The sequence below is a fragment of the Candidatus Villigracilis affinis genome (assembly GCF_016705895.1).
GTDB classification, from domain to species: Bacteria; Chloroflexota; Anaerolineae; order Anaerolineales; family Villigracilaceae; genus Villigracilis; species Villigracilis affinis.
Window position 1 is genome coordinate 180,865 of record NZ_JADJKT010000036.1, and the last position, 12,577, is coordinate 193,441.

14 protein-coding genes and 1 tRNA gene are annotated in these 12,577 nt (G+C 50.0%); 7 read left to right on the forward strand and 8 right to left on the reverse strand.

Annotation, left to right across the window (positions count from 1 at the left end):
* Nucleotides 1-21 precede the first annotated feature (21 nt).
* Entirely contained in the window at nt 22-831 is an 810-nt protein-coding gene (locus IPI86_RS15920) for a prolyl oligopeptidase family serine peptidase (RefSeq protein ID WP_345299001.1), read from the forward strand.
* Nucleotides 832-905: 74 nt separating this feature from the next.
* Here the strand turns inward: IPI86_RS15920 and IPI86_RS15925 are convergent, their stop codons facing one another.
* Nucleotides 906-1,397, reverse strand: coding sequence for a hypothetical protein (locus IPI86_RS15925; protein WP_345299002.1), 492 nt, complete (start codon nt 1,395-1,397; stop codon nt 906-908).
* Between the two features lie 153 nt (nt 1,398-1,550).
* On the opposite strand from IPI86_RS15925, the gene IPI86_RS15930 reads away from it, so the two are divergent.
* Together IPI86_RS15930 and IPI86_RS15935 are read left to right on the forward strand one after the other, a co-directional pair.
* Nucleotides 1,551-2,246, forward strand: a complete 696-nt coding sequence (locus IPI86_RS15930; protein WP_345299003.1) for an AzlC family ABC transporter permease — start codon at nt 1,551-1,553, stop codon at nt 2,244-2,246.
* The gene (locus IPI86_RS15935) at nt 2,243-2,572 is read left to right on the forward strand and encodes an AzlD domain-containing protein (protein WP_345299004.1); all 330 of its coding nucleotides are present in this window, start codon (nt 2,243-2,245) and stop codon (nt 2,570-2,572) included. The genes IPI86_RS15930 and IPI86_RS15935 overlap by 4 nt, the downstream gene beginning before the upstream one ends.
* Nucleotides 2,573-2,664: 92 nt before the next feature.
* On the opposite strand, the gene IPI86_RS15940 is transcribed toward IPI86_RS15935, so the two are convergent.
* The 7 genes from IPI86_RS15940 to IPI86_RS15970 form a co-directional block, all read right to left on the reverse strand.
* On the reverse strand, nt 2,665-3,582 hold the full coding sequence (locus IPI86_RS15940; protein WP_345299005.1) for an alpha/beta hydrolase: 918 nt from the start codon (nt 3,580-3,582) through the stop codon (nt 2,665-2,667).
* Between the two features lie 14 nt (nt 3,583-3,596).
* On the reverse strand, nt 3,597-4,844 hold the full coding sequence (locus IPI86_RS15945) for an aminopeptidase P family protein (protein ID WP_345299006.1): 1,248 nt from the start codon (nt 4,842-4,844) through the stop codon (nt 3,597-3,599).
* 11 nt (nt 4,845-4,855) lie between these two features.
* Entirely contained in the window at nt 4,856-5,698 is an 843-nt protein-coding gene (locus tag IPI86_RS15950) for an RIO1 family regulatory kinase/ATPase (RefSeq protein ID WP_345299007.1), read from the reverse strand.
* A 370-nt stretch (nt 5,699-6,068) separates the two neighbouring features.
* Nucleotides 6,069-7,082 (reverse strand): electron transfer flavoprotein subunit alpha/FixB family protein, encoded by a 1,014-nt coding sequence (locus tag IPI86_RS15955; protein WP_345299008.1) that lies wholly within the window; start codon nt 7,080-7,082, stop codon nt 6,069-6,071.
* Complete coding sequence (locus IPI86_RS15960) at nt 7,079-7,846, reverse strand: electron transfer flavoprotein subunit beta/FixA family protein (RefSeq protein WP_345299009.1); 768 nt, start codon at nt 7,844-7,846, stop codon at nt 7,079-7,081. The genes IPI86_RS15955 and IPI86_RS15960 overlap by 4 nt, the downstream gene beginning before the upstream one ends.
* Before the next feature lie 111 nt (nt 7,847-7,957).
* A complete protein-coding gene (locus IPI86_RS15965; protein WP_345299010.1) occupies nt 7,958-8,236 on the reverse strand; it encodes a hypothetical protein in 279 nt (92 codons plus the stop codon).
* A 57-nt stretch (nt 8,237-8,293) separates the two neighbouring features.
* Nucleotides 8,294-8,584, reverse strand: coding sequence for a hypothetical protein (locus tag IPI86_RS15970; RefSeq protein ID WP_345299011.1), 291 nt, complete (start codon nt 8,582-8,584; stop codon nt 8,294-8,296).
* A 200-nt stretch (nt 8,585-8,784) separates the two neighbouring features.
* Here IPI86_RS15970 and IPI86_RS15975 point away from each other — a divergent pair, with 200 nt between their 5' ends.
* The 4 genes from IPI86_RS15975 to gyrA all read left to right on the forward strand — a co-directional run bounded on the left by IPI86_RS15975 (nt 8,785) and on the right by gyrA (nt 12,491).
* Nucleotides 8,785-9,039 carry a glutaredoxin domain-containing protein gene (locus IPI86_RS15975; RefSeq protein WP_345299012.1) on the forward strand — a complete coding sequence of 85 codons (255 nt, stop codon included), beginning with the start codon at nt 8,785-8,787 and terminating at the stop codon, nt 9,037-9,039.
* 1 nt (nt 9,040) lies between these two features.
* Complete coding sequence (locus IPI86_RS15980) at nt 9,041-9,313, forward strand: co-chaperone GroES (RefSeq protein ID WP_345299013.1); 273 nt, start codon at nt 9,041-9,043, stop codon at nt 9,311-9,313.
* A gap of 386 nt (nt 9,314-9,699) precedes the next feature.
* A tRNA-Leu gene (locus IPI86_RS15985) sits at nt 9,700-9,783 on the forward strand.
* Nucleotides 9,784-9,968: 185 nt separating this feature from the next.
* Complete coding sequence (gyrA, locus tag IPI86_RS15990; protein WP_345299014.1) at nt 9,969-12,491, forward strand: DNA gyrase subunit A; 2,523 nt, start codon at nt 9,969-9,971, stop codon at nt 12,489-12,491.
* Nucleotides 12,492-12,577: the final 86 nt, after the last annotated feature.

Below are 12,577 nucleotides of genomic sequence, written 5' to 3' on the forward strand. Positions count from 1 at the left end.
TTCATTGAGTGGAGGCTGCCCATGTTTACTGAAATTCAAAATTACAAGAAACTTTCGCCTGCCGATGTCCGCATCGTTGCGCAAAGAAAAGAAGAAGGTTACGAGAAACAACTGCTTGTTTTTCAAACACCCTTCGGGTATCGACGCATGGCAGAGTTGTTCCTGCCTGAGGGTGAAGGTCCGTTTCCTGCTATTCTATTTGTCCACTGGTATGAGCCTGAGGCGCACGACTCCAATCGCAGCCAGTTCGTCAGTGAGGCAGTGGAATTCGCCCGCAATGGAGCGATCTGTTTAACAGTTGAAACCTTATGGTCTGATCCTGATTTTTTTATGAAACGCACACAGGCTGATGATGCGCAAAACTCCATTGAAGAAGTGACAAACCTGCGCCGTTTTATCGATTTCCTATCTCAACAACCTAATATCGACCCAAAGCGTTTTGCTTATGTCGGTCACGATTTCGGCGGGATGTACGGCGTACTCGCAGGCAGTGCGGACCGACGTCCGACCCATTACGTCATCATGGCCGCCACGCCTCGTTTCTCTGACTGGTACCTGTATCTGCCCAAATTGGAAGAGTCAGCGCGGGAGGAGTTTATCAGCCAAATGTCAGAGATCGACCCGATCATGCATGTCGCAAATTTATCACCTGCGCCGATTCTCTTCCAATTTGGCAATGACGATTTCCACGTTCCGCTTGAGCGCGCCAATGATTTTTTTGAAGCCGCGCAGGAACCAAAGGAAATGAAAATCTACGAGTCAGGGCATGGATTAAATGAGGATTCCACCCGAGATCGCAAAGAGTGGCTGAAACAACAATTAGGGTTGTAAGTTTCGACAGGCAAATGATGATTTGTCAGCAAGGCCTCTGAGTTTTCATCTCAGAGGCCTTATTGATTCTCTATTTATCCCGAAATCGCGATCTGCACCTTAACCTGCCCAGTGGCGGTGCCAATAATGATCGAAGCTGTTTTCGAATCTGATGTGAAGTGTATGATGTTCGCCACCTCCCCATTGATGGAAGCATTTGGGTCAAAGGTCCAGCCAAGTTTTTCCATCTCGGTCATGTAAAACTGTGAAGCATCATCCTTGGTGTGCTGGGTGGTATACATTACAGAACTGGAAGAAGCCAGCATGTCTGTCGCATCGGGCAAAATGGGAATATCTGCAGGGAGATCTTCCACCCCAAACGAGAATCCACTCGATTCCGTCGGCTGCGGGTCGCTCACATCGCCCATGTTCTGTGTGGCGGCTGGCGCTGCGGTCGGCTGCGGATAGAACACCGTCGGCACAACTGTAGGGACAATCCGGGGAGTGGACATCGCATTGCAAGCCAGCGCAAAAACCGAAAACACAAGCATAAATACAAACATCAAACGTGATGATCTATGATTCATTCCAAATCTCCGTTATAAAATTTTTCTCCATTGTAGCGGCTGGAGAGGAAAAGTCAACAAAAATAGGAAGGATATACCAAACCGTACCCCGCAAAGCGGGTAGAATAGCCGTCCAAACTTCTTGAAGGGAACGTCGGTAAAAAAACAATGCGTATGAATAAGGATTTTGTCGCCGGAGCGCGAGGGTCATTGCCCATTTTGATCGGGGTGATCCCCTTTGCCATGATCACCGGCGTGGCGGCGGTCAGTGTGGGGCTGACCTTTTTCGAAACCGTGGGAATGTCTGTGCTGGTCTTTGCGGGAGCCTCTCAAATGGTAGTCTTCCAATTGATGACAGCAGGCAGCCCGTGGATCATCATGGTACTGACCGCCTGGGTGATCAATGTGCGCTTTACGATGTACAGCGCCACGCTTGCGCCTTATCTGCAAAAACTATCCACGTGGCAAAAAGCATTGCTGGCCTACATGCTTTCCGATCAGGCATTTGGCGTGAGCATGAGTCATTTTGTCACTGCAAAAGAAGAAGTCAATCACCGCTGGTATTATTTTGGTTCTGCATTAGTCATTTGGGTGGCATGGCAGATCAGCGCGATCATCGGCGCGTTACTTGGTTCACTCGTCCCGGCCAGTTGGGGTTTTGACTTTGCCTTTCCGCTCAGCTTCATGGCGCTGATGTTCGCCGCGCTGCGTGACCGTCCCACCGTGATCGCCGCACTCACAGGCGGACTCACTGCCGTGCTAGCCAAAGGCCTCCCCTACAACACCGGGCTGGTACTCGCCACCTCTCTAGGCATCGCGGCTGGCTATTTGGCTGAAAGCCTGAATCCCCAACAAGGAGCCGCACAATGAGCACAGTCTCCATCTGGCTTCTTTTCCTCGCCATCGGGCTGGGGACTTTTACACTGCGCTTCCTGTTCATTTATCTTTTCGGGAAAATCGAAATGCCCGACTGGCTGCGCCGCGCGCTTCGCTTCGTCCCGGCAGCTGCTCTTGCGGCACTGGTATTCCCTGCGCTGACACATCCCGCAGGCCACCTCGATCTATCCCTGCAAAACTTTCGCCTGCTCGCAGGCCTCGGCGGTGCAATCGTCGCCTGGAGAACCCGCAGCGTCCTATTCACCATTCTTTTCGGCATGGCACTGCTATGGATTTTGGAAGCAGCTCTTGGCATATAGAAAGAGAAGACCTTCAAGCAAAAGCCAGAAGGTCTTCTCTTTATCTTTTACTCACCGCTTTCTACTTCCCCAGTTTCTGATCGATAACTGAATTATTCAAGCAGGAATTTTCGCATCTCACTATAGACCAGTTCCTCCTGAACCATGAAACAGTAGTGATGTCCATCGCGGATCTCTACAACTTTCGCATGAGGAAATCTGTTTTGGAATTCAGAGATTACAGATTTTAAAATAGGCCCTCTTACATTTCGAAAATATTGATCAAACGCGGCCTTTTGCTCTTCGGTGTAGCCGTTCTCTAACGTGGGTGTTCCCAGCGCATAAAAAATGAGGTTTGGTATTTTGGCCTCCACTTTTTTGGGGATATATCCTTTGATTAGATTTTCAATCATCATTTTTTCAACAGATGCAGGCATTTTATCCACAAATACCCCGGCCTCGTTTATTTTTACGTTATGAGAAATTTCCTCTTCCCATACGTCACTCCATATTTCTGCGAAGTAGGGAAAATCCCTTTTCATATCGGCAATATATTCTTCAAACGTATGCGGGGAACTTTCCTCTTTTTTTATTTCTATATTTCTGAGCGGATTTTGTTGCTGAATTGCTTGAAGACTTCTACGGTCATCCAGCGCATCCAGATAGATCAATTTCTCGACTCGGGTCGGGTACGTCGCGGCAAAATGGGTGAGTTCCACTCCTGCAAGCGAATGACCGGCAAGGACGGCCTTTTCAACATGCAGAGAATCCATAAACTGGCGGATATCTTCCGTGAGCGTATCGGCGTCATAACCTGTTTCGGGGTAATCGGAATCGCCCTGTCCGCGGCGGGTGAGGGCAAGGACATGGAACTTGTCGGTAAAGCGCGGGGCAAATTTGTTGAAGATATAAGCGGAGGATCCCATTCCGGTGAGAAAAATCAATGTCGGACCGGATCCGCCCCAATCCAAATAATGGAGGCGGATTCCGTTTACCTGGACAAAGCCGCTTGCAGGATTCTGCATATTCATTTTTCTCCTCCCTGTCATGCCTTATCCGCCATTAAGTTTTCGATCTCTTCGATCGTTGACGGAATCGCCGCTGAGAGATTCTCGCATCCATCAGCCGTCACGAGCACATTATCTTCAATACGCAGCCCGATGCCCCACTCGCGCACATAGATGCCTGCATCCACTGTGAAGATCATATTTTCTGTAATTGGCTGTTCATAGCCACCGACATCATGGGTATCCAGCCCCACATGATGCACCGCGCCGTGCCAGACATATTTGCCAATGTCAGCAAAATCATTCAGCAAGCCCAGCGCTTTGAGCCCATCAAAGGACACTTTCCGACAAATGGGGTTCAGCGTTTGAAATGCTATCCCTGGACGCACCTGCTCCATGATCGCCCGGTTTGCGGCGTAGGCAACCTGATAAATCTGTGCCTGCCGCTCACTGAAGTGACCATTTGCAGGAAATACACGCGAGATATCTGTGCAGTATTCATCATAAGCCGCGCCGACATCAGAGAGGATCAACTCGCCATCTGTGATGGCAGACATGGGAGTTGTATAGTGCAAATAAAATATCCGCTCCCCTCCCGCAATGATGGATGGAAAAGCGGTGCGGCGCTGTCCATGGGCGGCAAGCTCGGAGTTGAATTCAGCTTCCAGTTCATATTCCATCACGCCGGGTTTCGCCACGCGCATCAATCGCCGAATTCCCGCATCGGTGATCTGCATCGCTTTACGAATGGCATCGATTTCACCGGGCGCTTTGATCTTTCGCATTGCAGCGAGCAGTGGATAACTATTCTTGACGACGATATGCGGATACCTGCCCTGGATTTGCTTTGCAAATTCGCGCTCGATATCAAACGAACGTTCCGATGCAAGTGCGTCAAAGCAAAGCCAAAGGGTCGTGATATTTTGAAAGGAGAGAAGTTCGTTCACCCTTCTGTTCAAGGTATCGATATCTTCAATCTCATTTACACCGCTGATTTCGTTAATCTCCGCATCTGTGAAACGCCTGCCTGTCCAAACCTCGCGTTCCAGATCGGGTTTGGTTACAAACAGGCACTCACTGACAAGGTCGCCCTTCTTTTGCAGCAGCAATGCAGACTGTTCCTGTTTGACGCCCGTCAAATAAAGGAAGTTGCGGTTTGTAAAAAAAGGAAAATTCTCATCCGCTGTTTTTCGTACACCTTCGCCGCTGAAAAACAACATGGCTTCATTGCCTATCATGTGCGCGGCTGTTTTTTGTCTGTTCTCAACGTAAAAATTCTTATCCATTTTTTTCTCCTTTAACCTGTTTGAACTTCTCTTAACACTTTTGCTTCACTGGCATTAACACCCTGTTTCATAAAGGATTTGCACAAAGAGCGAACATCCCTTTCCAGAAAAGTATTTGCATTGGGGTTGTTCTTGAATTCCATCACTTGCGGGAAATCAATGACAACCGCCTCGCCATTGTGCCACAGAATATTAAACGTGGAATAATCGCCGTGGACTCTGCCTGATTGTACAATCCGCTTCAGATTCTGAACGGATTGTCTGAAGGCTTCTTCCGCTTCATCCTGCTCCATTTTTAGGTCAGAGATGCGCGAAGCGGGATTTCCGTTTTCATCCCCGATAAATTCCATAATGATCGAAATCCCGTTGACTGCAATGGCTTTGGGCACGTTGACACCATGTTCATGGAGTTGTTTCATCTGCCTGAATTCCTCCTGCACCCAGAGAATCTGATGCGCATCGAGACCCGCCTCACTCCCCTGTTTGATCGCCTTCTCTATCCTTGCATCGCCGATAAACCTGCCTTCCCTATACGATGCATCCCGCTTGAATGACCGCACACGCAGATCGGTATATATTTTTACCGCCACAAGTCCCTCTGAATTTCTACCAAGAAAAACCGAAGCCTCTTTTCCCGTTTTAATGCCGGAGATCAACTCATCCAGAAAACCCATTTTTGAGAGAGCATTCAGATCAGGGTTTGCAAATTTTGAATTGGGATCTGAATTTTCAGCCCGGGAAACGAGCTGAGTCACTGACTGTTTGCCTGTCAGCTTGTGTTTTTTACTTTTGAATTTTATGAAATTTTGTACTTCCAGGTCTTCTACATCCAACTCGTTTAAAACAATTTTCATTTTTTTATTTTCCTGTACAAACCTCCTGCGGGAAATAAAATCGCAGGGTTACGCGCCCTGCGATGATACAGAATCAAAAACCGCAGGGTGAGTCACGCCTGCGGTTGAAGGATCGAAGTGAACGAAAAGAATCGTTGCTAAAATCCACTTGCGGGAGGCGCGCTCAAAACATAATTTTTAGGTGAGTGGGTGGTTGCCATATTTTTCGTGCCTCCTTTTTTGATTTTGGATAACGATGCTCGTATTTTATCTGAGAGAATAACCCGTGTCAAGAAACTCAGCCTGAATTTCGAGCACGCAATCGAATATTTTTTATGAACAAGACCTCCGAGTTTTTCTCGAAGGTCTTGTTCATTTCTTGAATTTTTGCTTACTTGCCCAGTTTCTTCTTCATCGCTTCTGTTAGCGCAGGAACAACCTGGAACAGGTCCCCTACCACGCCATAGCGGGCAACTTTGAAGATGGGTGCATCGGGGTCTTTGTTGATCGCCACGATGACTTTTGCATTTCGCATACCAACGATGTGCTGGATCGCACCAGAGACACCGCATGCAATGTACAGATCAGGTGAAACAACTTTGCCCGTTTGCCCCACTTGATGGGCATAGGTGATGTAACCGCCGTCCACGGCAGCGCGGCTTGCACCGACAGCACCGCCTAATAATGTGGCAAGGTCAGTGATGAGCGCAAAACCCTGTTGGGCGCGCCAGACTTCGGCTTGCTTCTCGTCCATGCCTGCGGGCGGGGTGAGGGATGGGTTGTTGGAGACACCGCGTCCGCCAGAAACGATAACACCCGCATCACCCAAATTGACAGCGCTTTCAGCAGCAGAGTAACCTTCCACACTAGAGATCGCTTCACCAGCGGCGGCGACTTTGGTGATGGTGCCGCCCTTGCCTTCTTCGCGATTCGGCTTCGGGAAGGCACGTCCGCGAATGGTTGCCATCACGGGCTTGCCAGAGCACACGGTCTTTTCGATCAACTTGCCTTCGTAAATGGGACGAGTCGCAATGAACGAATCGCCGTTCGCTTCCAAACCTGAAACATCGGTGAGCACGCCAGTGTTCAAGTCAATGGCCGCCATCGCCGCCATTTCACGGGTTCGAGCGGTCGTCGGAAGCAGGATCAGGTTCGGGCTATGAGAAGAAGCGAGCGCGGAAAGGGTGGAGGCGTACGTCTCAGCGCGATAATCTGTCAGCGCAGAATCATCCGCGAGCAGAACTTCATCCGCGCCATATTCCAACGCGGCTTTCGCTACATCATCTGCGCCTGTGCCGAAAACCAATGCAATGGCTGTGCCGAAACTTTTTGCAAGGCCAAGCGCCTCCCAGGATGCGGGCTGCACGTCACCTTTGAAATGATCGATATACACAAAAGTTTTCATAGCACTTTCTCCGCAAGGATTTTATCGGCGAGCTTTTCGGCGATCTCGGCGGGGGTTTCGCCTGTGATCATTTCAGTGATGGCTTCCTGGGCGGGCGGGTTCATCAACTCGGCGCGGGTTACGATGGGCGCGGGCGCAGTTGCGCCGACATCGCCCAACGACCATACGGGGATGGTTGCCTTCGACGCTTTGCGAATGCCCATGAACGATGGGTAACGCGGCTCGCCAATGCTCTGCACAACGCTGAGTACGGCGGGCAGATTCGCTTTCATGGATTGTCTGCCTTCTTCGAGGACTCGTTCGACTTGAACGCTTCCACCGTCGACTTTGATCTGGCCTGCCAACCCAAGCATTGGCCACCCGAGGACTCTCGCTGTTTGGGCGGGTGTCAATCCCGCGCCATTGTCGAGAGTTTGGCGTCCAAAGATGACCATGTCTGCGCCGATCTTCTTGATCGCCGCCGCGAGGACTTTCGCTGCGCCGACGGTATCAAGGTCATTGAGCGCAGGGTCAGAGACGAGGATGGCTTCATCTGCGCCCATGGCGAGCGCGTGCTTGAGTGCTTCCTTCGCAGACTCTGGTCCGATGCACAAGGCAGTAACGGTTCCGCCAGAGGCTTCCTTTTGCTGAAGCGCGCCTTCGACCGCGTACTCGTCGAACGGGTTGATGACCAGTGGCGCGTCCCCCCATGAGACCTGCCCACCCTCGGCTCTGACTTTCGCCTCCGAGTCGGGTACTTGCTTGATACATGCGATGATTTTCAAGTTGTACTCCTTGTTGAGATTCTTTTTTTACCACGAAGGGTCACAATGGGTCACGAAGGTTTAATGTTTTTTTCCTTTGTGTTCCTTTGTGACACTTTGTGGTTTGATTTTTTACCCGAAATACGCCATCACCACCAACACATCCACGCCAACAACAGCGACAATGCCCAGCAGGCTGAATAACTTCTGCTCCACTTCCCAGCGTTTGCGGTTTTGCAGCCGCTTCAAAAAGAAATCCCTGAATGGATAAGGGGTTTTCTCGTTGGTCAGGCTATTATAAATGTCCTGATAATAGGTGTCTGTCTTGAACCACAGCTTGTAGGTGTTCGAAAGGAACAGCAGACTGAAGAACAGAAAGGCAAGTACAAATCCGAAGGGAGGTTTGGTCATTTTAGTTTTGAATCGCGAAGCTCACCAGGTTTTCTTTGCGTCCCAAGTGAATTTTTATTATTGAATGCTGGTGAACGTGACCAGTTTCCCTGTTTTCAACTCAAGGTCACAGGCATGGCCGTTGACCGTATAGGCCGAAAAAGTCTCTCCATCTTCATTGAGCTTGACCTTCGAATAGAGAGTGCTCATGTCAGGTTTTTCAGCTTTCCAAAGGACATCCCCCCTTGGGCCAACCAGATACAAATTGGATTCGCCGCGTGGAAATCCACTCGGACTCTCCAATACGATCTGCCCGAGATTCACCTGAATGATCTTGTCGATCTTTGTATAAATGGCGGTAACTTCCATATGATGTCTTCCTTGCAAATCCTTTTGTTTATCCGTAGACGGTGCGCAACTTGTGTATTATATCCCAAACCACTGCCCCCTACCGCTCGGTAGGGGGCACAAATAAGTGAAGATTTCATACGTAACATTAATGTTTTCATCTGCAACATTTCTCACACACACGCATCCAATGGTTAAATCAAATTTTTGGAGGTATCGAGATGACAGATCAAAAAAATCAACCGAAGGTGGTCGTATTCAGCACCCCCACCTGTTCATTTTGTAATATGGCAAAAAGCTATTTTCGCGAAAAAGGCGTCAAATTCACCGACATAGATGTAAGTCGTGACCAGGCTGCCGCACGCGACATGGTGCGCCGCTCCGGCCAGATGGGCGTGCCCGTAATCGACATTGGCGGAAAGGTCGTGGTCGGATTCAACCGCCCGCAGATCAATTCACTGCTGGGAATCAAATAACATGGCAAAGATCAATATTCAACCCTTGGGGACTCGCGTTCTCGTCCAACCTTTGGAGCAGGAAAGTAAAACCGCTTCGGGCTTGCTGTTGCCTGAAACTGCGAAAGAAAAACCTCAAACAGGACAAATTGTCGCAATCGGCGACGATGAGGGCATCAAGCTCAAACCGAAGGATAAAATCCTGTTTGCCAAATACAGTGGCACCGAATTCAAATACGATGGAGTGGATTACCTTCTGCTCGAAGCCAGTGATGTACTCGCCCGTCTGAACTAAGCAACAAAAAAGCCCGACGCGTCTTTCAACATGCGTCGGGCTAGGGGATGGGATGGTCATCCATCATTGCTCTTGAACTCCCATATTGCTAAGTTCATCCGAGTTGTACTGGGCCACGAAAAGCTCAGAACCAGCCAGGGCGAGCAACAGAAGGGCAACCACTGCTGCGACTACGAACATAATGCAACTCCTTTCTCTTGTTTAACTATATAACGTTTTAAATCGCAAAAAGAGACCCCCCCAACAGTACTGTTAAGTGCACCGGACTTAAAACATTTTTGTTAGGGATGTAAAGTAAACGGATGACCGAACAGTTTTGTTCCCGATCGCGTCCTATTTTTATTGACATTCCAATTATTTGAGATAAAATACAACCCGCACAGCAAGCCGAAGTGGCGGAATTGGCAGACGCGCTACGTTCAGGGCGTAGTGAACTTACGTTCATGAGGGTTCAAGTCCCTCCTTCGGCACACAAAAAAGACCCGCAATTGCGGGTCTTTTTTGTTCGAACCCACTCATTAAAAAACGGACCGGGGTGGTATAATTGCCCTATTGAAAAGAGCTTCCTTCATCTAATGCAGACACGAAGTTTTCCCCCATCTTCGTGTCTTTTTGTGCCAATTTGATGAAATTTTCCCCACTTTAAGGATATTTTATGGCTGAAGAAAACTTGAACACAGGTAACATCGAATCCATCGATATTGACACCCAGATGCGGTCAGCGTACATCGATTATGCCATGAGTGTAATTGTGGCGCGTGCCCTGCCGGATGCCCGTGACGGGCTCAAACCAGTCCACAGGCGCATTTTATACGCCATGCACGAGCTGGGAACCCGATCGAACACATCATACAAGAAATCGGCCCGTATCGTCGGTGAAGTGCTGGGCAAATACCATCCGCATGGCGATTCGGCGGTTTACGAGTCCATGGCTCGCATGGCGCAGGATTTTTCCATGCGCTATCTGCTGGTGGATGGTCAGGGTAACTTCGGCTCCGTGGACGGCGACTCGCCCGCAGCCATGCGTTACACCGAAGCCCGTCTGCAAAAAATGGCTGAGGAACTCCTCGCCGACCTCGAAAAAGACACGGTCGATTTCGGCCCAAACTTCGATGACTCACTCGAAGAGCCGCTTGTCCTGCCTGCGCGTTTGCCAAACCTGTTATTGAACGGCTCGTCAGGTATTGCCGTGGGTATGGCGACCAATATCCCACCGCAAAATCTACGCGAACTAGTCGGCGCGATCAATTATTTGATCGACCATTACGATGACGTGGAAGACGTCACGGTCAATGACCTGATGAAGTTCGTGCAGGGACCCGACTTCCCCACTGGCGGCATGATCGTCGGGGTGGACGGGATTCTCTCGGCGTACGGAACAGGCCGAGGTCGAATCGTGATGCGCGGCATTGCCCACATCGAAGAATCCAAAGGCGGACGTTATCAGATCAACATTACAGAGATTCCGTATCAGGTCAATAAATCCACCTTGATCGAACGCATCGCCGAACTGGTGCGTGACGACAAGATCGATCAAATCTCGGACCTGCGGGATGAATCTGACCAACGCGGCATGAGCATTGTCATTGAGCTAAAGCGCGGTGCACAGCCCAAAAAAGTGCTCAACCAACTTTATAAATATACGGCTTTGCAATCCACATTCGGTGTGCAAATGCTGGCCCTTGTTGAAGGGGAACCGCGCACGCTGCCGCTCAAGCGTCTGCTGCAGATCTTTATCGAACATCGGCAGACGGTCATCACGCGCCGCTCCAAGTTTGAGCTTGCAAAAGCTCAGGCGCGTATGCACATTCTCGATGGCTACCTGATCGCGCTCAACAACATCGATGCCATCATCAAAGTCATTCGCGAAGCCGAGGATGTGGATACAGCCAAGTCAAATTTGATAAAACGTTTCAAACTTAGCGAGCTGCAAGCCCAGGCTATTTTGGACATGCAATTGCGCAGGCTGGCCGCCCTCGAAAGATGGAAGATCGAAGAAGAACACAAACAGATCCGCGCGACGATCGATTACCTTGAAGACCTGCTCGCCCACCCCAAGAAGATCCTGGCGCTCATCAAATCTGACTTAACCGAACTGGCAGTGACCTACGGCGATGACCGCCGCACACGCATCGCTGCCGAGGCTCAAGAGAATATTCACGATGAGGACCTAGTCGCCGACGAATCGGTACTGATCAGCCTCACCGAACGCGGATATATCAAACGCGTGGCGGCCAACGCATTCAAATCACAGAGTCGCGGCGGGCGCGGCGTGATGGGACACACCACTAAGGATGAAGATGAAGTGGTGATGCTCATCCCTGCGCGCACATTGAACACGATGTTATTCTTCTCGGATAAAGGCAAGGTGTATTCCGAGAAAGTGTATCAAATCCCAGATTCAGACCGTGCAACGAAAGGGATTCCATTGGTCAATGTTCTGTCGCTTGACCCGAACGAAAAAGTGACGGCAGCCATGGCGGTGGGAGCTTTTTCCTCGGATAGTTTCTGCATGTTGATGACGGGACGCGGCAAGATCAAGCGCGTTTCAATGGAAGAGTTCGCATCGGTCCGACCCTCTGGCTTGATCGCCATGTCGTTGGAAGAGGGTGACCAATTGGGCTGGGCTCGATTGACTTCGGGCAAAGATGAGATCATCATTGTCACCGAAAATGGACAGGCCCTGCGCTTTAGCGAGACCAAAGTACGCTCAATGGGACGTCAGGCCGCAGGCGTGCAGGGAATCAAGCTCAAGAAAGATGATGCGGTCACAAGTATGGACGTGGTCGAAAAAGACGGCGCTTTGCTGGTCATCACCACCAAAGGCTATGGCAAACAAACCCCGCTCACCGATTACACAGCCAAGGGACGCGCAACGAGCGGCAACTTTACCATTGATCCCAAAGCCTTGAAGGAAATCGGCAAGATCGCCGCGGCGCGCGTCGTGCAAAAGGCAGATGATTTGACCATTATGACCTCCAACGGTGTGACCTTGCGCTTGAAGGTAAAGGAAGTCAAACAGTCAGGCCGCGCCACGAAGGGTGTTCACCTCATCAAACCACAGGAAGGCGATAATGTTGCCTCTGTGGCACGCATCTCTGCGGAAGACCTAAAGAAAGCAGGCGCACAGATCGTGGAAAACGGTGAAAAGGAAGAAATGCAGCCCAAGTTGGTGTAATCGCCTTCCATCTGAAATGCAGATTGAAGTCTGCACTTCGATTAAAACGAAAAACTGCCTGACTCATAAATGAGTCAGGCAGTTTT